Annotated in this window: 20 protein-coding genes and 1 riboswitch; of the genes, 12 read left to right on the forward strand and 8 right to left on the reverse strand. The window is 74.4% G+C overall.

What is annotated here, in order from left to right; all coding sequences use genetic code 11:
• Positions 1-97: 97 nt before the first annotated feature.
• The 4 genes from AMK16_RS13950 to AMK16_RS13965 all read left to right on the forward strand — a co-directional run bounded on the left by AMK16_RS13950 (position 98) and on the right by AMK16_RS13965 (position 5,612).
• Complete coding sequence (locus tag AMK16_RS13950; protein ID WP_242438723.1) at positions 98-649, forward strand: beta-class carbonic anhydrase; 552 nt, start codon at positions 98-100, stop codon at positions 647-649.
• Between the two features lie 135 nt (positions 650-784).
• Positions 785-1,795: an AAA family ATPase gene (locus tag AMK16_RS13955; RefSeq protein ID WP_073914395.1), complete on the forward strand. Its 1,011-nt coding sequence runs from the start codon at positions 785-787 to the stop codon at positions 1,793-1,795.
• Positions 1,795-3,159: a DUF58 domain-containing protein gene (locus tag AMK16_RS13960; protein WP_073914397.1), complete on the forward strand. Its 1,365-nt coding sequence runs from the start codon at positions 1,795-1,797 to the stop codon at positions 3,157-3,159. Before AMK16_RS13955 ends, AMK16_RS13960 begins: the two co-directional genes overlap by 1 nt.
• Positions 3,156-5,612, forward strand: a complete 2,457-nt coding sequence (locus tag AMK16_RS13965; protein ID WP_073915954.1) for a transglutaminase family protein — start codon at positions 3,156-3,158, stop codon at positions 5,610-5,612. The genes AMK16_RS13960 and AMK16_RS13965 overlap by 4 nt, the downstream gene beginning before the upstream one ends.
• Positions 5,613-6,195: 583 nt before the next feature.
• On the opposite strand, the gene AMK16_RS13970 is transcribed toward AMK16_RS13965, so the two are convergent.
• The 3 genes from AMK16_RS13970 to AMK16_RS13980 are packed head-to-tail and all read right to left on the reverse strand — an operon-like array spanning position 6,196 to position 9,876.
• Positions 6,196-6,828 carry a TetR/AcrR family transcriptional regulator gene (locus AMK16_RS13970; RefSeq protein WP_073914400.1) on the reverse strand — a complete coding sequence of 211 codons (633 nt, stop codon included), beginning with the start codon at positions 6,826-6,828 and terminating at the stop codon, positions 6,196-6,198.
• A gap of 29 nt (positions 6,829-6,857) precedes the next feature.
• Positions 6,858-8,945 (reverse strand): YhgE/Pip family protein, encoded by a 2,088-nt coding sequence (locus AMK16_RS13975; protein ID WP_073914402.1) that lies wholly within the window; start codon positions 8,943-8,945, stop codon positions 6,858-6,860.
• Positions 8,917-9,876: an ATP-binding cassette domain-containing protein gene (locus AMK16_RS13980; RefSeq protein WP_073914405.1), complete on the reverse strand. Its 960-nt coding sequence runs from the start codon at positions 9,874-9,876 to the stop codon at positions 8,917-8,919. The genes AMK16_RS13975 and AMK16_RS13980 overlap by 29 nt, the downstream gene beginning before the upstream one ends.
• A gap of 173 nt (positions 9,877-10,049) precedes the next feature.
• Between AMK16_RS13980 and AMK16_RS13985 the strand changes: the two genes are divergently transcribed.
• The 5 genes from AMK16_RS13985 (at position 10,050) to AMK16_RS14005 (ending at position 14,333) form a co-directional block, all read left to right on the forward strand.
• Positions 10,050-10,568 carry an SAV_6107 family HEPN domain-containing protein gene (locus AMK16_RS13985; RefSeq protein WP_073914407.1) on the forward strand — a complete coding sequence of 173 codons (519 nt, stop codon included), beginning with the start codon at positions 10,050-10,052 and terminating at the stop codon, positions 10,566-10,568.
• Positions 10,569-10,642: 74 nt separating this feature from the next.
• Positions 10,643-11,401: a methyltransferase gene (locus AMK16_RS13990; protein ID WP_073914410.1), complete on the forward strand. Its 759-nt coding sequence runs from the start codon at positions 10,643-10,645 to the stop codon at positions 11,399-11,401.
• A gap of 275 nt (positions 11,402-11,676) precedes the next feature.
• Positions 11,677-12,081, forward strand: a complete 405-nt coding sequence (locus AMK16_RS13995; protein WP_073914412.1) for a DUF3040 domain-containing protein — start codon at positions 11,677-11,679, stop codon at positions 12,079-12,081.
• A 106-nt stretch (positions 12,082-12,187) separates the two neighbouring features.
• Entirely contained in the window at positions 12,188-12,814 is a 627-nt protein-coding gene (locus AMK16_RS14000) for a DUF4126 domain-containing protein (RefSeq protein ID WP_073914415.1), read from the forward strand.
• Between the two features lie 103 nt (positions 12,815-12,917).
• A complete protein-coding gene (locus AMK16_RS14005; protein WP_073914417.1) occupies positions 12,918-14,333 on the forward strand; it encodes a phytoene desaturase family protein in 1,416 nt (471 codons plus the stop codon).
• 34 nt (positions 14,334-14,367) lie between these two features.
• Here the strand turns inward: AMK16_RS14005 and AMK16_RS14010 are convergent, their stop codons facing one another.
• The 5 genes from AMK16_RS14010 to AMK16_RS14030 form a co-directional block, all read right to left on the reverse strand.
• The gene (locus AMK16_RS14010) at positions 14,368-15,264 is read right to left on the reverse strand and encodes a hypothetical protein (RefSeq protein WP_073914420.1); all 897 of its coding nucleotides are present in this window, start codon (positions 15,262-15,264) and stop codon (positions 14,368-14,370) included.
• Positions 15,265-15,313: 49 nt separating this feature from the next.
• A complete protein-coding gene (metF, locus tag AMK16_RS14015) occupies positions 15,314-16,228 on the reverse strand; it encodes a methylenetetrahydrofolate reductase [NAD(P)H] (RefSeq protein WP_073914422.1) in 915 nt (304 codons plus the stop codon).
• A gap of 132 nt (positions 16,229-16,360) precedes the next feature.
• Positions 16,361-16,996: a thiamine phosphate synthase gene (gene thiE, locus AMK16_RS14020; protein ID WP_073914425.1), complete on the reverse strand. Its 636-nt coding sequence runs from the start codon at positions 16,994-16,996 to the stop codon at positions 16,361-16,363.
• 75 nt (positions 16,997-17,071) lie between these two features.
• A complete protein-coding gene (locus tag AMK16_RS14025) occupies positions 17,072-17,437 on the reverse strand; it encodes an Rv2175c family DNA-binding protein (protein WP_073914428.1) in 366 nt (121 codons plus the stop codon).
• 70 nt (positions 17,438-17,507) lie between these two features.
• Complete coding sequence (locus tag AMK16_RS14030) at positions 17,508-18,728, reverse strand: NAD(P)/FAD-dependent oxidoreductase (RefSeq protein ID WP_073914430.1); 1,221 nt, start codon at positions 18,726-18,728, stop codon at positions 17,508-17,510.
• Positions 18,729-18,808: 80 nt separating this feature from the next.
• Positions 18,809-18,921, forward strand: a riboswitch (TPP riboswitch).
• On the opposite strand from AMK16_RS14030, the gene thiO reads away from it, so the two are divergent.
• From thiO to AMK16_RS14045, 3 genes are all read left to right on the forward strand, one after another.
• Positions 18,919-20,088: a glycine oxidase ThiO gene (gene thiO, locus AMK16_RS14035; RefSeq protein ID WP_073914433.1), complete on the forward strand. Its 1,170-nt coding sequence runs from the start codon at positions 18,919-18,921 to the stop codon at positions 20,086-20,088. Its footprint overlaps the riboswitch before it by 3 nt.
• Positions 20,085-20,285, forward strand: coding sequence for a sulfur carrier protein ThiS (gene thiS / locus AMK16_RS14040; RefSeq protein WP_073914435.1), 201 nt, complete (start codon positions 20,085-20,087; stop codon positions 20,283-20,285). Before thiO ends, thiS begins: the two co-directional genes overlap by 4 nt.
• Positions 20,286-20,289: 4 nt before the next feature.
• Positions 20,290-21,084, forward strand: a complete 795-nt coding sequence (locus tag AMK16_RS14045; protein WP_073914438.1) for a thiazole synthase — start codon at positions 20,290-20,292, stop codon at positions 21,082-21,084.
• Positions 21,085-21,117: the final 33 nt, after the last annotated feature.

Raw genomic sequence — 21,117 nt, forward strand, 5'->3', positions numbered from 1 at the left:
CTCACCCCTGTGGGTTAGCTCACAACAAGGCTCGTTGGCCTTCTTTGTCCCGTCCCGCCCAATGCCTCCCACCGCTCTGACCACTAACGTCTTTGCCATGACGACTTCCGCACCCCTGCCCGCCGGATCCGCGCCCCTGGCAGTCGGCGACGGCTCCGTCACCGATCGCCTGGTCGAGGCGAACCGGACCTACGCCTCGCAGTTCGCCGATCCCGGCATGGACGCCCGCCCCGTGCTCCAGGTCGCCGTCGTGGCCTGTATGGACGCCCGGCTCGACCTGCACGCCGCCCTGGGCCTGCAGCTCGGCGACTGCCACACCATCCGCAACGCGGGCGGCGTGGTCACCGACGACACCATCCGCTCGCTCACCATCAGCCAGCGGGCCCTCGGCACCCGCGCGGTCATACTGATCCACCACACCGGCTGCGGCCTCGAAAGCCTGACCGAGGACTTCCGGCACGAGCTGGAGGACGAGGTCGGCCAGCGCCCCGCCTGGGCCGTGGAGGCCTTCCGGGACGTCGACCAGGACGTCCGCCAGTCCATGCAGCGGGTCCGGACCAACCCCTTCCTGCCCCACCGGGACGATGTGCGAGGCTTCGTCTTCGACGTGCACACCGGCCTCCTGCGGGAGATCGATCCCGGCTCCTGAGTGACACGGGGCCGCAGCGCCGTCGACAATGCGGGCAGACGCCCTCCGGGACCCCCCGGACCGGTGTCCGTGTTTCGGGGTGGGCCGGTCATGCGCCAAGGGCGTCGGCCCTGGGAATGGGCCGAGGAGAACCTGGTGACGACGTACGACGACCGAGCGAGCCTCGCGGATCTGACCAGCACGGCGGAGCGGGTTCGCCGGTCGGTCGAGAGCGTGATCGAGGGCAAGCCCGAGGTCGTACGCCTCGCGCTGACGGTGCTGCTGGCAGAGGGGCACCTGCTGATCGAGGACGTCCCCGGCGTCGGCAAGACCATGCTGGCCAAGACGCTCGCCAAGTCCATCGACTGCTCGGTCCAGCGCATCCAGTTCACCCCGGACCTGCTGCCCTCCGACATCACCGGTGTCAGCATCTACGACCAGCAGCGCCGCGAGTTCGAGTTCAAGCCGGGCGCGATCTTCGCGCAGATCGTCATCGGCGACGAGATCAACCGCGCCTCGCCGAAGACCCAGTCGGCGCTGCTGGAGTCGATGGAGGAGCGGCAGGTCACCATCGACGGCACGACGTACGCGCTGCCGAGCCCCTTCATGGTCGTCGCCACCCAGAACCCGGTGGAGATGGAGGGCACCTACCCGCTGCCCGAGGCCCAGCGCGACCGCTTCATGGCCCGCGTCTCGGTCGGCTACCCCAGCCCCGAGGCCGAACTCCAGATGCTCGACGTGCACGGCGGCCTCCCGCCGCTCGACGACCTCACCGCCGTCGCGCACGCCCATGAGATCGTCAAGCTCATCGAGGCCGTCCGCGAGGTCTACGTCGCCGAGCCCGTCCGGCGCTACGTCGTCGACCTGGTCTCCGCCACCCGCAGCCACCCGGACCTGCGCCTGGGCGCCTCCCCCCGGGCCACCCTGCACCTGCTGCGCGCCGTGAAGGCGTCCGCCGCGCTCTCCGGCCGGGACTACGTCCTGCCCGACGACGTCCAGGCCCTGGCCGGCCCGATCCTCGCGCACCGGCTGCTGCCCACCGCCCAGGCCCAGCTGAACCGGCGCACCGCCGAGCAGGTCGTCGGCGAGATCCTCCAGCGCACCTCCGTCCCCGCCGCGCACGCCCGCGGCGAGATGCCGCCCGGCGCGGGCATCCGGGGCTTCTGATGGGCGCCGGTGCCCCGGGCGGCGCCGGCGGCGGTCTGCGCACGTCGCTGTCCGGCCTGACCACCCGCGGCCGCTCCTTCCTGGCCGCCGGGATCGCCGCCGCCGCGTGCGCGTACGTCCTGGGCCAGGGCGCCCTGCTCCGGGTCGGCCTGCTGCTCGCCCTCCTGCCGCTGATCTGCGTCTACGCCCTGCACCGCACCCGCCACCGGGTCTCCGGAAGCCGCCGGCTGACCCCGGAACGGGTCTCCGCGGGCGCCGAGGCCCGGGTGCAGCTGCGCATGGACAACGTTTCCCGGCTGCCCACCGGCCTGCTGATGCTCCAGGACCGGGTGCCCTACGTGCTCGGGCCCCGGCCGCGCTTCGTCCTGGACCGGGTCGAGCCCGGCGGCCGGCGCGAGGTGTCCTACCGGGTCCGCTCCGACCTGCGCGGCCGCTACCCGCTGGGCCCGCTCCAGCTGCGTCTGACCGACCCCTTCGGGCTGGTCGAGCTGACCCGCTCCTTCAGCGCCTACGACACCCTCACCGTCATACCGCGCACCGAGCCCCTGCCGCCGGTACGGCTGGCCGGGCAGGCTTCCGGCTACGGCGACGGGAGCCGGCGCTCGCTGGCCCTGGCCGGCGAGGACGACGTGATCCCGCGCGACTACCGCCGCGGCGACGACCTGCGCCGGGTCCACTGGCGCTCCACCGCCCGCTACGGCGAGCTGATGGTCCGCCGCGAGGAACAGCCGCAGCGCAGCCGGGCCACCGTCCTGCTGGACACCCGGAGCACCGCCTTCGAGGGCGCCGGCCCCGACTCCGCCTTCGAGTGGGCCGTCTCCGCCGCCGCCTCCGCGCTGGTGCACCTCCTGGAACACGGCTTCGCGGTGCGGCTGCTCACGGACACCGGCGATTCGGTGCCCGGCGAGGGCGGCGGCGGCTTCACCTCCGGCGGGCACGAGTCCGCGGAGGCCGCCGGCCTGCTGATGGACACCCTCGCGGTGGTCGGGCACTCGGACGGCGCCGGGCTCTCCCGCGCCCACGACGCGGTACGGGGCGGCGGGGCGGGCGGCGGCTTCGGCGCGGCCCGCGGCGAAGGGCTGCTGATCGCCTTCTTCGGCGACCTGGACGAGGTACAGACGGAGCTGGCGGCCCGGATGCGCCAGCGCACGGGAGGCGCGGTGGCTTTCGTACTGGACTCCGCGACCTGGGCCGGCCGGCCCGCGCAGGCCCACGCACTGCCGCCGCTGGAGCAGCGGCTGGGCCGGCTGCGCGACGCCGGGTGGACGGCGCTGGCCGCCCCGCCCGGGACGGCCTTCGGCGAGCTGTGGCGCAGCGCCGGGACCACCGCGCTCGGCGCGGGAGCCCCGGGGGGCCGGGCATGAGCGGGCGCGCGCGGGTGACGCTGTTCGCGGCGCTGGCGACGCTGCTCACGGCGTGGTCGCTGATCCCCCTGGTCGAGTCGGCGGCCTGGCTGCTCCAGGCGGCACTGCTGCTGGCCGTGCAGAGCGCGGTCGGGGCCGGGGCCCGGCGCGTCCCGCTGGCGCGGCCCCTGACGGTGGGCGCGCAGCTGCTGGTGTCGCTGATGGTGCTGGCGGTCCTGTTCGGCGGGAAGGCCGGGACCGGCGGGACCGGCCCGATGGCGTACCTGGTGACGGATTTCGGCGCGCTGTTCCGGCAGGGCGTGCAGGACGTGAGCGAGTTCGCGATGCCCGCCCCGCTGACGGACGGCATCCGGCTGCTCCTGGTGTCCGGGGTGCTGCTGATCGGGCTGCTGGTCGACCTGCTGGCGGTGTCCCTGCGCATGGCCGCGGCGGCCGGGCTGCCGCTCCTCGCGCTCTACTCCGTGGCCGCGGGCCTGTCGGGCGGCGGGGACGCCTCCTGGTTCTCCTTCCTGCTGGCGGGCTGCGGCTACCTGATGCTGCTGCTGGCCGAGGGCCGGGACCGGCTGGCCCAGTGGGGCCGGGTCTTCGGCGCGGCCCCGCGCGAGCGCGTCTCGGCCGCCTCGGGCCTCGGCGGCGGGGGCGCCGGCCGGGTGACGGCCCCGGTGCGGACCGGCCGCCGGATCGGGGCCGTGGCCCTGGGGCTGGCGCTGGCGGTGCCGGCGGCGCTGCCCGCGCTCGGCGGCGGTCTGATGGGCACGGCGGGCGGCGGCGAGGAGCCGGGCGGCGGTGTCGGCGGGACGATCTCGGCGGTGAACCCGCTGGTGTCGCTGCAGAGCAACCTGAACGCGCAGGACAACCGGGTGGTGCTCAAGTACCGCACGGACAGCCCGCAGCAGGGTGAGCAGTACCTGCGGATCCTGGCGCTGGACGAGTTCAACGGCGTCAAGTGGGAGGCGTCGGGGCGGCCCCTGGCCGATGTGCCCAGGCGGCTGCCGAACCCGCCCGGCGTCAGCGGCCCGGTCCTGGCGAACGCGACCGAGGTGCAGACGAACATCTCGGCGGCGGACTCGTACACCCAGCGCTACCTGCCGATGCCCTACCCGGCGACGGCCGTCGAGATCGGCGGCAGGTGGCGGTTCGAACCGGCGGGCCGGACCCTGGTCGGGGACCAGCTGGGCAAGGAACGCTTCCAGAACGTCCAGGGGGCGGCGTACGCGGTGCGCAGCCTGCTGCTGAAGCCGACGGCCCAGCAGCTGCAGAAGGCGCCCGCGCCCGATCCGCAGGTCCGGGCGGAGTACACGAAGCTGCCGGACAACCTGCCGCCGGTGGTCGCCGACACGGCCCGCTCGGTGACGAAGGGGGCCAAGGACGACTACAGCCGGGCGGTGGCCCTCCAGGACTTCTTCGCCGTGAACGGCGGATTCCGCTACAACACGAAGACGGCCTCGGGGACGGGTCCGGACGCGGTGGCCCGCTTCCTGGCCGACAAGGAGGGCTTCTGCATCCACTTCGCGTTCTCGATGGCGGCGATGTCGCGTTCGCTGGGCATCCCGGCGCGGGTGGCGGTGGGCTTCACCCCGGGTGAGAAGCAGTCGGACGGCAGCGTCGACGTGTCGATGCGGGACGCGCACGCCTGGCCGGAGCTGTATTTCGAGGGCGTGGGCTGGACGCGGTTCGAGCCGACGCCGCGGTCGGGCATCACGGTGCCGGACTACTCCCGGCAGCCGGCGTCGGCGGCGCAGCCGTCCGTGCCGGCTCCTGCGCCCTCGCCGGGGGCGACGGAGCCGACGGCCGCACCGTCCAGGGCGGACGAGTGCCCGCCGGAGCTGAAGAAGCTGGGCGAGTGCGGGGTGGCGGCGCCGAAGCAGGGCACGGGATCGGGCGGCGGTCCGTCGCCGCTGGCGGTCCTGGGCTGGGCGGCGGGCGCGCTGGCGGTCCTGGCGCTGCCGGTGCTGCCCTTGCTGTGGCGCAACCGGGTACGGGTCCGGCGCCTGGGGACCGGGGCGGTCCCGGCGGCCTGGCAGGAGCTGGGCGACGCCGCGTGGGACGTGGGCGTGCCGCCGGACGGGGCGCTGTCGCCGCGCCGGACGGCCGGGCGGATCGTGGAGCTGGGCCGGCTGGACCCGGAGGCGGCGGCCGCCGTCCACCGGGTCGCGGGCGCGGTGGAACGGGCCCTTTACGCGCCTCCGGGCACGGAGGTCTCCTACCCCGGCCTCGGGGACGACGTCCTGGGGGCACGCGCGGGCCTGCTGGCCTCGGCCGGGCGGGTCACCCGCCTGCGGGCGCTGCTGCTGCCGCGCTCGGCAGCGCGACTGGGCTGGGCGCTCTCGGCCCGCACCACGGCCCTGACCTCGTCCCTCTCCACCCGCTGGACGGCCCTCACCACGAAAACCACCACCCGCCTGACCACGGCCCGCTCCCACCTCCCCCTGGCCAACCGCAAAAGCCCCTGACCCCAAACCAAAACCCCCACGCACCCCCGCCGACGCTCGCAGCACAGACCCGGGGGACCCAACATCCAGCCCCGCCGGCGCTTGAGGCGCGGGGTCCGGGGGAGCCGCAATCCAGCCCCGCCGGCGTTTGAGGCGCGGGGTCCGGGGCGGAGCCCCGGGGGTTTGGCGCAGCCACACCCAGCCCCGCCGGCGCTTGAGGCGCGGGGTCCGGGCGGAGCCCCGGGGGTTTGGCGCAGCCGGGGCAGGCAGCGGGGCCACGCGGACGCGCGCACGCGGCGAGGCTCGATCCCCCCGAGCCCCGCCGCGTGCGCGTACCGTCCCGCCGGGCCCCCAGGACCCGGCTCCGGAAGGAGGTGGCCGATCCGCTCCGCAGCCCCGTGTCGGCGGTGCGGACCGGACCCCCTGTCCGTTGCCCCCAGTCTGGCGTCCGCGCAGGCGGGGGCACATCCGCGCACGTACTCAGTTCCGCACCTGGGTACGGATACTCAGCCACCGCGGCAGGCCCCACCAGTTGTACGGGCTGCCGCGCCGCCACGGCACCGCCGACTGGGGGGTGGCCGGCGCAGCCACCCCGACCCGGCGCTCAGCGGTTCCCGCTGACCCGGCCCCGCAGCAGCAGCGACAGCGCCGAGTGCACGTCGTCCAGGGACCGCTCGCTCTGGAAGGACTGCCAGTCCAGGGCGGCCACCAGCACCATCCCCACCATCGCGGCAGCGGTGAGCGGCACGTCGATCTCCGCGCTGAGCTCCCCGCGCTCGACGCCCTCCCGCAGTACCGTCTCGACGACGGCCACCGCCTCCTGCCGGACGACCATCAGCGTGGACTGCCACGTCCGGTTGGTCCGCCACAGCTCGGCGACGTACAGCTGGGTGAAGGCCGGGTAGCGGTCGATGAAGACGAGGCCGGCCCGGATCATCGCGTCCAGCGCCTCGACTCGGCTGCCGCCGCGTGCCTCCGTCTCCTCGGCCGCCGCACGGAGCGAGACCGTCAGCAGCCCCACGCCGTGCCTCAACAGCTCTTCGAACAGGTCGTTCTTGCTCGCGAAGTTGTAGTAGACGGTGCCCTTCGCGACGCCCGCGCGCTCCGCGATCTCCTCGACCGTGGTCGCGGAGAAGCCCTGCTCGGCGATCAGGGTCACGGCGGCTTCGTAGAGCTTCTGGCGGGTGGCCTGGCGTCGGGCGCCGCCGGCGCCCGTGCCGGTGCTGCTGCTTTCCATGGCGCTGATTCTCACAGGTCAACCGGTCCTCAGAGGCTCAGTTCCGGGTGCAGCCGGTCCATGGTCCACACCTGCTTGCCCCGGGCGGCCAGCGCGGTGAGCGCGAGGGCCCCCACGGTGAAGGCCCCAAGGACCGCGCAGCCCTGCCAGACCGGGGTGAGGTCGCCGCCGGTGATGAGGCGGCGCAGGCCCTGGACGACGTACGACATCGGCAGGTACGGGTGGATGGCGTTGAAGAAGCCGGGACTGGTCTGCACGGGGTAGGTGCCGCCGGCGGAGGTGAGCTGGAGCATCAGCAGGGCCAGGACCAGGATGCGGCCGGCGGCGCCGAACTTGGCGTTCAGCCACTGGACGATCGCCGCGAAGCAGGCGGTGACGATCATCAGGAAGCCGATGGTCAGGGCCGGCCGGGCCATCTCCAGCCCGAGGCCCCAGTGGAGGACGGACATCAGCGCGCTCACTTGGAGGGCGCCGAGGCCGGCTACGGGCAGCCAGCCCGCGACGGCGATCCGCCAGGGCGAGGCGCCGGCGGCCAGGGCCCGCCGGTTGAGCGGGGTGATGAGCATGTAGGCGACCATCGCGCCGACCCACAGGGAGAGCGGGATGAAGTAGGGCGCGAAGCCCGTGCCGTAGTTGGGCGCCTTGTGCAGGGACCCGTTGGCGAGGCGGACCGGGTCGGCCATGACCTGGGTGCGGGCGTCGCGCGCCTGCTGGTCGTAGTCCGGGATCCGGCCGACGCCCTCGTGGAGGCCGTCGGCGAGGTCGCGGTTGCCGTCGACGAGCTTGTACATGCCGCCGTCGAGGGTGTGCGCGCCGTCGCCGAGCTTGCCGACGCCCTCGCTCAGGGCTCCGGAGCCGGTGGTGGCGGTGCCGAGGCCGGTGTGCAGCTGGGCCATGCCACCGGCGACCTTGTGGGCGCCGGAGTTGAGGGCGTTGACCTTGGCGACGGCCTGGTCGAGGTCGCCGGCGAGGCCGGGGGCCGCCGCGACGAGCCGGCGGGCCTGGGTCTCCAGGTCGCTCAGCTGGGTGCGGAGCTTGCCGACGTCCCCGTTGGCGTTCTTGACCAGCGTGCTGACGTCCCCGGAGAGCTCGGCGGCCTCGGCGATGTCGTCCCTGACCCTCTTCAGGTCGGGGCAGGAGGCCAGGTGCGGCTCGCCACCGGGGGTGACGCAGTGCTTGGTGTAGTAGGCGTCGGCGCCGGTCGATGCCTTCCGGGCGACGGCAGCTGCGGCCGGCGCCTTCTCGGCGAAGGTGCCGAGGTGGTGGTTGACGACCTTGGCGGTGTCGGCGACGAGCTCGGCGGTGTCCGCCAGGTTCTTGGGGTCCTTGACGAAGGGGCGGGCCTTGTCGGCGGCGCCGTTGACCTTGTCGGCGAGGGTCTGGGTGCCCGCCGCGAGGTCCTTGGTCCCGGTCTCCAGCTGGCCGGCGGCCGAGTTGAGCTTCTTCAGGCCGCTGTTGAGCTCGCCGGTCTTCTCCTCGGCCGTGTCGAGGCCTTCGGCGAGCTGCTTCGCGCCCTCCTGGGCCTTGCCCGCGCCGTCCTTGAGCTTGTCGGCGCCGTCGGCGGCCTCGGCGGTCTTGTCGTGCAGGTCGGAGAAGTTGACGAAGATCTTGTCCAGGAAGCCGCGGGAGGCGTTGGCGGAGGCCGCCGAGCGGACCTCGGAGAAGACGGTCTTGGAGATCGAGCCGACGATGTAGTTGTTGGCGTCGTTGGTGCGGACCTGCAGGGCGCCGGTGGTGGGGTCCTCGCCTGCGCTGGAGGCGATCTTCGCGCTGAAGTCGGCGGGCATGGTGAGGGACAGGTAGTACCTGCCGTTCTCCAGCCCCTTCGCGGCCTCCTCGGCGCTCACCTCGCGCCAGTCGAAGGTCTTGCTGGCGTGGAGCTTCTTGGTGATCTCGCCGCCGGCGTCGAGCCGCTTGCCGTCCACGGTCGTGCCCTGGTCGGCGTTGACGAGGGCGACGGGCACCTTGTCGAGGCGGCCGTAGGGGTCCCAGAAGGACCAGAGGTACAGGGCTCCGTAGAGCAGCGGCAGCAGGAGCAGCGCGACGAGGGCGGCCCGGGGCAGCTTCCCCCGCCCGAACCGCTTCAGCTCAAGCGCGGCCAGCTTCGGCGATCGCATCGTCCGCCCCCTTCGTGTCGTCGTCCGCGTGCGCGGTGCCGGTGCCGGTCCGGGTGCCGGTCTCGGTCTGGGTGCCGGCGCCGGTGCCGGCGTCGGCGTCGGCATCCGCGTCGGCATCCGCGTCCGCGTCCGTCTCCGTGTCCGCGTCGGCCGACACGGGGGCCGGCTGAGCGGTGGTCGTGCCGCCGTCGCCGTCTGCCGCCTTCCCGGCCGGGGCGTCCGGGCCGGAGAGCTCCGATGCGCCGGTCCGTACGACGAGCGCGTCGTCGGGGGCCTCGCTGCACACCGCGATGACGGTGGTGCCGCGGGCGGCGATCGAGCGGAGCAGCGCCCATGCCTCGTCGCGTTCGGCGTCCGAGAGCTTCAGGTCGAGGTCGTCCAGGGCCAGCAGCCGCGGCGATCCCAGCAAGGCGATCGCCACCGACAGCCGCACGGATTCCAGGCGTTCCAGGTCCCGTACGGAGGTGCGCGGCCCCTTGGGCAGGGCGGTCAGGTCCAGTCCGGCGGCGGCCAGGGCCTCGTCGACGCGGGCGGCGGCGCTCGCGCGGCGTTCGGCGCGGGGGCGCAGCAGGGCGCGGACGGGGCCTTCGTAGCGCCGCTGGAGCAGGGCTCCCTCGCGCAGCTGCTCGGAGACGGTGAGGGCCTGGTCCAGGTCGGTGACGCCGCAGACCGGGCCGAGGGCGGTGATCCGGCGGACCGCGGCCATCTTCTTCGGAAGCCGGTGGCGGCCCACCTCCGCGTACCCCTCGGTGGGTTTCATCCGCCCGGTGAGGGCAAGGAGCAGACAGGTACGGCCGCTTCCCGAAGGGCCTTCGACCGCGATGAGCGAGCCGGGCGCCGCGTCGATACCGACCCCGCGGAAGGCCCAGCCGCGCGGGCCCTTGAGTCCGAAGTCCTCGGCTCTGACGGCCGCGCCGTGCGGACTGTCCACGCCGCCCCCCCTTCTTTTTGAACTGACCGGTCAGTTCAAAAACTAGCACTTCCCGGCGCATCCTGCGCGCAGCGGGGGGCAGTTGATCCGTAGGTGACCGAAAACCCCCAGGTCAGAGTGATTGTCAGTGGGGGCGGTCACGATGATGGGAACGCAACGACAGGAGGTTCGTCATGGCCACACCGTCCCCGTCCCCTGTCCACCCCGTCCTGCGGAGGTCGTCGGCTCCCCCGGCCGCCCTCGACCTGCTCGCCAAGGCCCGCAGCGGTCTGACCGAGGCCGCCCGCCTGACCCGCCCCAACGAGCGTTACGCCACCGCCCACCTGGCCGCCCTGCGCACCGCCGCGGCCGTGCTCGCCGCCCGCGGGCGGCCCGAGCCCGTCCACCCCCGCCGCCGGCCCCGGATCCGCAGCGCGTGGGAGGTCCTGCCGGAGATAGCGCCGGAGCTGGCCGAGTGGAGCGCCCTCTTCGCCTCCGGCGCCGAGCGCCGGGCGCGGGCGGAGGCCGGCATCGAGGGCGCGGCGACCGGGCGGGACGCGGACGACCTGGTGCGCGCCGTCTCGATGTTCGTGCGCCTCGTGGAGCGGATGCTCGCGATCCAGCCCGGGCAGCAGCCCCTGCCGCAGCCCTCGTCGCACCCCGCGCCGGCGGCGGTGCCCAAGCCCCGTCCGGAGCGTCCGGACGCGGGATGAGCTGCACGGCTGTGGGAGGCCATAGGGTGGGGCACTGACCGCTCATCCTTAACCGCGCCGAGGAGCCATCAGCCGTGTCGGACACTTCCCGCCCCCGCGCCTCCCTCCGCACCGCCGTGGTGTGGGAGGTCCTCAAGGAGGCACTCGACCGCCGGGTGAAGGCGACCGGGCGGGATGTGCTGGACGTGCTCGACACCGGGGGCGGCACCGGCAAGTTCGCCGTCCCGGTCGCCCGCCTGGGCCACCGGGTCACCGTGGTGGACCCCAGCCCGAACGCACTGTTCGGGCTGGAGCGCCGGGTGGCCGAGGCGGGCGTGGCCGACCTGGTCCGCGGTGTCCAGGGGGACGCCCAGGGCCTGCTGGAGGTCGTCGAGCGCGACGCCTACGACGTCGTGCTCTGCCACGGCGTGCTGGAGTACGTGGACGACCCCGCCGAGGGCGTGGCCAACACGGTCGCGGCCCTGCGCGCCGGAGGCACGCTCAGCCTGCTGGCCGCCGGCCTCGGCGGAGCCGTCCTCGCCCGCGCCCTCGCCGGGCACTTCACCGAGGCCCGGACCGCTCTCACCGACCCGGCCGGCCGCTGGGGCAGCGGCGACCCGGTACCGCGCCGCTTCACCGCCGAGCAGCTCTCCGAGCTCGTCGGCGGGGCCGGCCTCGCGGTCGGCGCGGTCCACGGCGTACGGATCTTCGCCGACCTCGTCCCGGGGGTCCTGGTGGACACCGAGCCGGGCGCGGTCGAAGCGTTGCTGCGCCTGGAGGAAGCCGCCGCGGAGCTGCCGGCCTTCCACGCGGTGGCCACGCAACTGCACGTCCTCGGCGAGAAGCCTGCCTGATCTGCGGTCTTCCGCGCACGGAGTCGGCCGGACACCCTCCGATCCGGCCGTCGGCCCCGTATGCTCGGGGCAGTGACCGGCATGGTGGACGGGCCGCTGGGGAATAAGCGCCTCAGTGACCGCCCCGCGGCGGCAGGAATGCGCACAGTGGCGTGAGCAGGCTTTGTTTTTCAGAACGTGGCGTAGAGGGCGGGTGTCACGGGGGCGATTCCCCGCCTATCCTGAAGGGGACCCCTGGTCGCCACCCCCGCGACCGACGGATGAGGAGGACTCCCGTGCCGCTCTCGGAGCACGAGCAGCGAATGCTCGAGCAGATGGAGCGAGCGCTGTACGCCGAAGACCCCAAGTTCGCGACAGCGCTTGAGGGAAGCGGACTGCGCACGTACACCCGGCGACGGGTCTACCAGGCAGTCGCGGGCATTGTGGTGGGCATCGCGCTCCTCATGACCGGTGTGATCGTCCCGAACGTACTGTGGATCAGCGTGGTGGGGTTCCTCGTCATGCTGGGCTGTACGGTCCTCGTGGTCACCGGTTGGCGCAAGGCACCCAAGCCCGGCGAGCAGCCCGTCTCCGGAAGTGCAGGCGGTTCGGCCCCCGGCCGCAACCACCGGCAGCGTCGGTCGATGATGACCCGCATCGAGGAGCGGTGGCAGCGCCGCCGCGACGAACAGGGGCAGTAGCCGCCCCGGACAGCGTGTGTGAAGGGGACGGCCGCCCGCAGCGGCCGTCCCCTCGCCGTTGGCGTTCCGCCCGCCCCCGGCACGCCGCCTGCGGCATGATGGCCCGGTGAGTGTGCTCCCCCTGGTCTTCACCAGCGGCTGGGCCAGCGGGATCAACGCCTACGCCGTGGTCCTCCTGCTCGGCATCTTCGGCGCGACCGGTCTGACCGACGAGGTCCCCGCGTCGCTGCAACGCACCGACGTGCTGATCGTCGCGGCGGTGCTGTTCCTGTGCGAAGCCGTCGCCGACAAGATCCCGTACGTGGACTCGGTCTGGGACTCCGTCCACACCGTGATCCGGCCGGTGGCCGGCGCCGTGGTGGGTGCGCTGCTGGCCGGACAGAGCGGCTCGCTCTCCGATCTCGCCGCCGCCGCGGTCGGCGGCTCCACCGCACTGGCCAGCCATGCCGTCAAGGCCGGCACCCGGATGGCGGTCAACACCTCGCCCGAGCCGTTCAGCAACGTCGCCGTGAGCACCGCCGAGGACCTCGGGGTGGCGGGCATCGTCACCTTCGCGATGTTCAACCCCCAGGCCGCGGCGGGCATCGCGGCCGTCCTGCTGGCCGCCGGGCTCGCAATACTGGTCTTCCTCTGGACCCGGATCCGCCGCTTCCTGCGCCGCCGCGCCCAGCGCCGTGAGGAGAAGCGACTGGCCTCCGCGGCCCACGGGACGACCGGGGCCCCGCCCCCCTGACCTCCGCCGCTTCCGGCCGGCCCCGGGCGCTCCCCTTGCCCGGCGCTCCCCCTGCCCCGGACCCGCCAAGGCCCCGCCGGCCCCGCTCGGTAGGCTCAGCCGCATGGCACGAATTGCGGTGATCGGCGCCGGGATGGGCGCGATGGCGACGGCGGCCCGGCTGGCCGTGGCGGGGCACCGGGTGACGGTGTACGAGCGCGGCAGCACCTACGGAGGCGCCGTCGGGCGGTACGAGCGCGACGGCTTCGCCTTCGACACCGGCCCGGGGCTGCTGCACCTGCCCGCCGTCTACCGCGACCTCTTCGTCAAGACCGGCAAGCGGCCGTTGGAGGACTGCGTCGACATGGTCCAGGCGGACCCGGCGGTCCGGCACGTCCTCCCCCGCCACGCAGTCGCCGTCACCCTGCCCGGTGCCTCGCGCGGCGGTGTCGCCGCCGCGCTCGACGGCGCCTTCGGCCCGGGCGCGGGCGAGCGGTGGAACGGCGTGCTCGGGCGGGCCCGGGACGCCTGGGACGCCACCCGGCGCCCGCTGCTGGAAGAGCCGCTGCCCGCGGACCGGCGGGCACTGGCCTCGGACCCGTACCCCGCCCTGCGCCGCAGCGGGCTGCTGCGCCGCCGCAGCCCCACCCTCGCGGAGGTGGCCGAGCGGGAGCTGGGCGGGGGTCTCGGGGAGCTGCTGACGGGTCTGGTGCGCACCTACGGGATCGACCCCGGCCGGGCGCCCGCCTCGGCAGCCGTCCTGCCGTACATGGAGCAGACCTTCGGCAGCTGGTACGTGCGCGGCGGCATGCGGGCGCTGGCGACCGCCGTCCACGAGCGCTGCCTGGAGCGGCGGGTGGAGTTCGTCTTCGGGGCGCAGGTACGGGAGGTCCTCGTGGCGGACGGCCGCGCGGCCGGGCTGCGGCTGGCCGACGGCAGCGAGGTGGCCGCCGACTCCGTCGTCTGCGGGATCGACCCGCGGCTGCTCCCCGCCGCTTCCCTGCCCTGGCCGCAGGAGGCCGTCCCGGCCCGCGGGGAGGGCGTGCCCAGCCGGCTGACGCTCTTCCTGGCACTGCGCGGCGGACGTCCGGCGGACGTCGTGCACCGGACCCTCGTGCACTCCCCCGGCGCTGTCGCCACCGTCCTGCGCCCCGACGACCCGGCCGGCCGCCCCGACGCGGACCACGAGGCGGTCACGGTGAGCGCGCTGTGCGGACCGCGGGGCGCCGGGGCCGACGAGCTGCTGGAACTGGCCTGCGGGGCCGTGGAGGGACTGCGGGAGCGGCTGCTGTGGCACGAGGTGCGCACCCCGGCCGACGTGGAGGCGGCGACCGGCGCGCCGGGCGGCTCGGTGCCCCCGCCCGCGCTGGCCGGGGCGGGAGGCCGGCTGCTGTACCCGGCCAACAGCACGGCGGTGGCGGGGCTCTACCTGGCGGGGGGCTGGGCACATCCCGGCGGCGGGCTGGCGCACGCCGGGATGACCGGGGCCCTGGTGGCTGGGCTGATCGTGGAGGGCGCGGGATTCCGCGGCTCCCAGTGACCGTCCCGGCGCGGCGGGAGCGGTAGCGGGCGGGTCAGTAGCGGTACTGCTCGTACTCGCCGGCGCCCTGGTGGGGGTACGGGTAGGGGTACTGCTGTTGCGGCCCGGGCTGCTCCTGCGGGTAGGGCTGGGCGGCCTCCTCGGTGGACCGCTGCTGCGGGACCCAGACCCCGCCGGGCGGGGTGTCCGTGGAGTACGGCGCGCCGGGGTCCGCGTACGGGGCGTAGTCGTACGGCTGGGGCGGCGCGAGCCCGCCGCCGGTGCCGATGTACGGGTCGGAGTACGCGGCGTAGACCTGCTGCTCGCCGGGGTAGCCGCCTGAGTAGTCGTACCCGCCGCCCGAACCGCCCTGGGCCCCCGGGTCGTAGTACGCGGCGTACTGGTGGGCGTCCTGCTCGGCCGTGGTGAACGGCGAGGCGAACCCCGCGCTCTGGCCCGCATCGGCCGCGGGCGGCGGCGCGAAGCTCTGGATCCCGTAGGACCCGGTGTCCTCGGGCACCGGCTGAGGACGGTAGACCTCCTCGACCGCGGCCTGGAACTGCCCCTCGGATTCCCGCTCTTCGCGCTCGCCCGAGGCGTCGTCCGCGCCCTCGTACTCCAGCGCGGTGACCTGGAGCGCGGGCTGCGACCGCGGAGCGCCGGAGCGGCGCCGGCCGGACTTGCGCGCGGGTTCGCCGCCGCGGCGCAGCGCCCAGCCGGCCACGAAGCCCTTGCGGAAGGACAGCGTCACCAGGATCTGGCCCAGGGCGAACGCGGCCGCGCCGGCGCCGATGACGGGCACCGACGGCAGGACCACTCCGGCGACCACGCCGAGGAAGCCGCCGAAGGCGAGCAGGCGCCAGCGCAGCCGGGCCTTGTACTGCATCAGGACCTCGGCAAGCAGCCACAGCGCGACGAATCCGAACGCGATGTAGAGGACCGTCATTCCCATGCGTGGCCCCTCTCGGTACGGCCGCCGGCGCGGGAACGGGGACGGCCGCTCAGGCCCGCTGGTGCAGGCCCAGGTTCTCGTAGATTTCGAGGGTCGCCGTGGAATTGTTCAGCGTGATGAAGTGCAGCCCCGGGACACCCTCGGACAGCAGCCGCGCGCAGAACTCCGTGGCGAACTCGATGCCAATGGAGCGTACAGCGGCCTGGTCGTCCTTGACCGCGAGCATGCGTTCTTTCACGTCCGCCGGGAAGAGCGCGTTGCTGAGCTGGGGCAGCCGGTCGAGCTGCCTGATGCCCACAACAGGCATGACCTCGGGGATGATCGGGGTCTCGCAGCCCGCCTTCTCGGCGCTGTCGCGCAGCCGGAGATAATTCTCCGGGTCGAAGAACATCTGCGTGATCGCGTAGTCGGCGCCCGCGCGGCACTTGTCCACGAAGTGCCGGATGTCCGTGTCCCAGTCCGTGGACCGCGGGTGCATCTCGGGGAAGGCCGCGACGCCGACGCAGAAGTCGCCGGACTCCTTGACGAGGCGGACGAGGTCGGCGGCGTAGTGCACGCCCTCGGGGTGCGCCACCCACTCGCCCATCGGGTCGCCCGGCGGGTCCCCGCGCACGACGAGCATGTTGCGGATCCCGGCGTCGGCGAACTGCCCGATGACGTTGCGCAGCTCGGCGACCGAGTGGTCGACGGCGGTCAGGTGGGCGACGGGGGTCAAGGTGGTGTCCGAGGCGATCTGCTCGGTGGCCCTGACGGTGCCGCCGCGGGTGGAGCCTCCCGCTCCGTAGGTCACGGAGACGAAGCTCGGGGACACCGCCTCGACCCGGCGCAGCGCGTTCCAGAGGTTGCGTTCGCCCTTCTCGGTCTTCGGGGCCCAGAACTCGAAGGAGTACGAGCGTCCGGACGCGAGGAGGTCGCGGACCGTGTGCGCACGATCCGACCAGGTGGAAGCGGTACCAGAGGCCATACGGGCAGGTTAGACGGGCCCTGGCGGACGCCGAAGCCCTGTCCGCGTTTTGGACACGTTTTTGGACAGTTCAGCGGGCGGCGAGGCGGTGGGCGCGCGCGGCCGGCCCGTGGGCGCGGTCGGTGCGGTCGGTCAGCCGAGCCGGGCGCGGATCCGCTTCGCGAGGTCCGCGGCGGCCGCGCCCGGGTCGGCGGCCTCGGTGAGGGCGCGGACGACCACCACGCGGGTGGCTCCGGCGTCGAGCACCTGGTCGAGGTTGCCGCCGTCGATGCCGCCGATGGCGAACCAGGGCCGCTCCTGCTCCAGGGAGGCCGCGTACCGGACGAGGCCGAGGCCGGGGGCGGGGCGGCCGGGCTTGGTGGGGGTGGGCCAGCAGGGGCCGGTGCAGAAGTAGTCCACGCCGGGCTCGGCTGCGGCCGCGTCGACCTCGGCCTCGGCGTGGCAGGAACGGCCGATGAGCACCTCCCGGCCCAGGACGGCGCGGGCGGCGGGGACGGGTATGTCGCCCTGGCCGAGGTGGAGCACGTCGGAGCCGATGGCGTGGGCGATGTCCGCGCGGTCGTTCACGGCGAGGAGCCTGCCGTGGCGGCGCGCGGCCTCGGCGAAGACCTGGAGGTGTTCGAGCTCCTCCGCGGCCTCCATGCCCTTGTCCCGGAGCTGGACGACGTCCACGCCTGCCGCGAGCACGGCGTCGAGGAATTGGGGGAGGTCTCCCTGGCGCTTGCGGGCGTCCGTGCACAGGTAGAGCCGGGCGTCGGACAGCTGCATGGGTGTACCCCCGTGGTGGAGCGGCGCACGGCCCGGTGGGGCCCGTGCGCCGCGATGTAGCCGATGCGGATCAGGTCAGAGGGCGAGCGCCTGAGCGCGGCGCTTCACCTCCGTGCCGCGATTCTCGCTCAGCGCCTGGGCGGGGGTGCCGGGCAGGGTGGGGTCGGCCGTGAAGAGCCACTCCAGGATCTCCTCGTCGGAGAAGCCGTCGTCGCGCAGCACGGTCAGGAGGCCGACGAGGCCCTTCACGACCTTGTCGCCGTCGAGGAAGGGGGCCGGCACCTGCAGGGAGCGGTTCTCGCCGCGGCGTACGGCGATCAGCTGCCCTTCCTTGACCATCTGGCGGACCCGGGTCACCTCGATGCCGAGCATCTCCGCGATGTCGGGGAGGTACAGCCAGGAGGGGACAAGGGCATCGATCTTTGCGTCAATCTCGGTCACGGGGACAAGCCTGCCATCTCGGACTGGCCCCCGGTACCCGAGCGGCACCGTCCGGGTCCCGGGGGCCGCCTCAGGCCGTCGCGGACTTCAGCGGGACCGCCGGGTCGCCGGCCCTGGCGGGGTCGAGGACGGCGCCCGTCTCGATGAGCTTGCGGCCCTGGGCCAGGTCACGGGGCCGGCCCACGGCCAGGACGGCGACCAGCGCCCCCTCGCGGAGCCAGCACACCGACCAGGCCGGCCCGTCCGGGTCCCCGCGCCACAGCAGGGTGTCGGCCCCGTCGTGGTGGCCGGCGTACTGGACGAAGCGGCCGAACTGCTCCGACCAGAAGTAGGGCACCGGGTCGTACGCCTGCGCCGGCTGCCCGGCCAGGATGTTCGCGGCGACGGTCCTCGGCCCCTGGAGGGCGTTGTCCCAGTGGTGCACGAGCAGCCGGGCCCCGTAGCGGGCCGAGGGGAAGGAGGCGCAGTCGCCGACCGCGTACACCCCGGGCAGGGAGGTCCTCAGGTGGGCGTCGGCGGTGACGGAGCCGTCGGGGCCCAGTTCCACACCGGTCCCGGCGAGCCAGCCGGTGGCGGGGCGGGCGCCGATGCCGACGACCACCGCGCCCGCCGGCAGGGCGCGCCCGTCGGCGAGCAGTACGCGGCCCTCCTCGATCCCGGCGACCCTCGCGCCGGTGATCAGCTCCGCGCCCGCCTGCGCGTACCAGCGGGCCATGGGCGCGGCGACCTCGGCGGGCAGCGCTCCCGCCAGGACCCGGTCCGCCGCCTCGACCACGGTCACCTCGCAGCCGGCCCCGCGGGCCGCGGTGGCGAATTCGGCGCCGATCCAGCCCGCGCCGACGACCACGGTCGCGGGCGCGGCCGCCAGGACGGGGCGCAGCCGGGCGGCGTCGTCCAGGGTGCGCAGCAGGTGGACGCCGGGGACGCCGCCGGTGCCGGGCAGGGTCAGCGGCCGCGCGCCGGTGGCCAGTACGAGGACTTCGTACGGGACCGGTCCCGCCTCGGTGTCGAGCTCGTGGTCGGCGGCCCGCAGTCCGGTGACCTCGGTGCCGAGGCGCAGTTCGATGCCGAGCCCCTCGAAGTCCACGTCGAAGGCGGAGTCCTCGGCCTTGCCGAGCAGCACCGCCTTGGACAGCGGGGGCCGGTCGTAGGGCTGGTGGGGCTCGGCGCCCAGCAACGTCACGCGGCCGGTGAAGCCCTGCTCGCGCAGGGCGACCGCGGTCTGCACGCCGGCCATTCCGGCGCCCACGATCACGACGCCGCTCAGTGTCTGTTCCGTCTGCTCGCTCACCGGGCCACCCTAGCCACCTGACGATTCGTCAGGGACAGGCGCCCCTTACCCGTCGTGCCCGGCGGGGTTAGTCTGGCCACCGTACCTATCGCGGGAGTCCGGGCGCACCGGGCTGAGAGGGAGGCTGGCCGGCCTCCGACCGTACGAACCTGATCCGGGTCATGCCGGCGAAGGGAGGGGCTGGACGCCCATGCACTCATTGCGGAAGGGATCCGACGTCCTCGTCATCGGGGGCGGGATCATCGGACTCGTCACGGCCTGGCGGGCCGCCCAGCGGGGTCTGCGCACCGTCCTGGCCGACCCGGCGCCCGGCGGGGGCGCCGCCCGGGTCGCGGCCGGGATGCTCGCCCCCGTGACCGAACTGCACTACGGCGAGGAGGCCCTGCTGGGGCTGGGCCTCGACTCCGCGGCGCGCTATCCGCGCTTCGCCGCCGAAGTGGCCGACGCGAGCGGCGGCATCGACATCGGCTACCGCGCCTGCGGCACCCTGGCCGTCGCCCTCGACGCGGACGACCGGCTCCACCTGCGCGAGCTGCACGCCCTCCAGCGCCGCTGCGGCCTGGAGTCGCAGTGGCTCACCGGCCGCGAGTGCCGCCGCCTGGAGCCGATGCTGGCGCCGGGCGTGCGCGGCGGCCTGCGCGTGGACGGCGATCACCAGGTCGATCCCCGGCGGCTCGCGGCCGCCCTGCTGGCCGCCTGCGAACGGGCCGGCGTGGGCGTGCACCGCGCGGCCGCGGAGCGTCTGCTCGTCACCGCCGACCGGGCCGCCGGGGCCCTGCTCGACGACGGTACGCAGCTGCGGGCGGACCAGGTGGTCCTGGCGGCGGGCTCGCTCAGCGGCCGGCTGGCCGGCGTACCCGCGGACGTCGTGCCTCCGGTCCGGCCGGTCAAGGGGCAGGTGCTGCGGCTCACGGTGCCGGCGGCGTACGCGCCGTTCCTGTCGCGGACGGTCCGGGCCGTCGTACGCGGCAGCCACGTCTACCTGGTCCCCCGCGAGAACGGCGAGCTCGTCGTGGGCGCCACCAGCGAGGAGCTCGGCTGGGACACCACCGTCACGGCGGGCGGGGTCTACGAACTCCTGCGCGACGCCCACGAGCTGGTGCCCGGCATCACCGAACTCCCCCTCACCGAGACCCTGGCGGGGCTGCGGCCGGGCTCCCCCGACAACGCCCCGCTCCTGGGCCCGACGGACCTTCCGGGCCTGCACCTGGCCACCGGGCACTACCGCAACGGGGTGCTGCTGACCCCGCTCACCGGCGAGGTGATGGCGCAGCTGCTGACCACCGGCGAACTGCCGCCGGTCGCACGCCCCTTCAGCCCCCGCCGGTTCTCGGCAGCACGTCAGGAGTCGTACGCATGAGCATCTCCGTCAACGGCGAGCCGCGCGAGATCGCGGCCGGCACCACGCTCGCCGCGGTGGTCGCCACCCTGACGACGGCGCCCTCGGGCGTCGCGGCGGCGCTCAACGAGACCGTGGTCCCGCGCGGGCAGTGGCCGGCCACGCCGGTCGGCGAGGGCGACCGGATCGAGATCCTCACCGCGGTCCAGGGAGGCTGAGGGCATGGCCGGGGACCTCTTCACGCTGGGCGGCCGGAGCTTCTCCTCCCGTCTGATCATGGGCACGGGCGGCGCCCCCAGCCTGGACGTCCTGGAGCGGGCCCTGGTGGCCTCGGGGACCGGGCTCACCACGGTGGCGATGCGCAGGCTGGACCCGACGGTCCAGGGCTCGGTGCTGTCCGTCCTGTCGAAGCTGGACATCGCGGTCCTGCCGAACACCGCGGGCTGCTTCACGGCGGGCGAGGCGGTGCTCACGGCGCGCCTGGCGCGGGAGGCGCTGGGCACCGACTGGATCAAGCTGGAGGTGGTCGCGGACGAGCGGACCCTCCTGCCCGACGGCGTCGCGCTGCTGGACGCCGCCGAGGTCCTGGTGGACGAGGGTTTCACCGTCCTGCCGTACACGAACGACGACCCCGTGCTCGCGCGGAAGCTGGAGGACGCGGGCTGCGCGGCGATCATGCCGCTGGGCTCCCCCATCGGCTCCGGGATGGGGATCCGCAACCCCCACAACTTCGAGCTGATCACGGAGCGGGCCGGGGTCCCGGTGATCCTGGACGCGGGGGCCGGGACGGCGTCCGACGTGGCGCTGGCGATGGAGCTGGGCTGCGCGGCCGTGATGCTGGCCTCGGCGGTGACGCGGGCGCAGGACCCGGTCCTGATGGCGGCGGCCATGCGGGACGCGGTGTCGGCGGGCCGCCTGGCCTACCGCGCGGGACGGATCCCGCAGCGGCGGTTCGCCCACGCCTCGTCCCCGGCGCAGGGCCGCGCGGCCCTGGACCCGGAACGCCCGGCCTTCTGACGCCGTCGTGAGCCGCGCCCCCGGGCCCGGGAA

Origin of the sequence: Streptomyces sp. CB00455 (assembly GCF_001905445.1) — a bacterium.
Taxonomy (GTDB): domain Bacteria; phylum Actinomycetota; class Actinomycetes; order Streptomycetales; family Streptomycetaceae; genus Streptomyces.

Coding starts and splice junctions, on each gene's coding strand:
- AMK16_RS14005 (WP_073914417.1), top strand. CDS start 12,918: ATGGCACGAATTGCGGTGATCGGCGCCGGGATGGGCGCGATGGCGACG.
- AMK16_RS13960 (WP_073914397.1), top strand. CDS start 1,795: ATGGGCGCCGGTGCCCCGGGCGGCGCCGGCGGCGGTCTGCGCACGTCG.
- AMK16_RS13970 (WP_073914400.1), bottom strand. CDS start 6,828: ATGGAAAGCAGCAGCACCGGCACGGGCGCCGGCGGCGCCCGACGCCAG.
- thiO (WP_073914433.1), top strand. CDS start 18,919: ATGCACTCATTGCGGAAGGGATCCGACGTCCTCGTCATCGGGGGCGGG.
- AMK16_RS14045 (WP_073914438.1), top strand. CDS start 20,290: ATGGCCGGGGACCTCTTCACGCTGGGCGGCCGGAGCTTCTCCTCCCGT.
- AMK16_RS14010 (WP_073914420.1), bottom strand. CDS start 15,264: ATGGGAATGACGGTCCTCTACATCGCGTTCGGATTCGTCGCGCTGTGG.
- AMK16_RS13950 (WP_242438723.1), top strand. CDS start 98: ATGACGACTTCCGCACCCCTGCCCGCCGGATCCGCGCCCCTGGCAGTC.
- metF (WP_073914422.1), bottom strand. CDS start 16,228: ATGGCCTCTGGTACCGCTTCCACCTGGTCGGATCGTGCGCACACGGTC.
- thiE (WP_073914425.1), bottom strand. CDS start 16,996: ATGCAGCTGTCCGACGCCCGGCTCTACCTGTGCACGGACGCCCGCAAG.
- AMK16_RS13975 (WP_073914402.1), bottom strand. CDS start 8,945: ATGCGATCGCCGAAGCTGGCCGCGCTTGAGCTGAAGCGGTTCGGGCGG.
- AMK16_RS13985 (WP_073914407.1), top strand. CDS start 10,050: ATGGCCACACCGTCCCCGTCCCCTGTCCACCCCGTCCTGCGGAGGTCG.
- thiS (WP_073914435.1), top strand. CDS start 20,085: ATGAGCATCTCCGTCAACGGCGAGCCGCGCGAGATCGCGGCCGGCACC.
- AMK16_RS13965 (WP_073915954.1), top strand. CDS start 3,156: ATGAGCGGGCGCGCGCGGGTGACGCTGTTCGCGGCGCTGGCGACGCTG.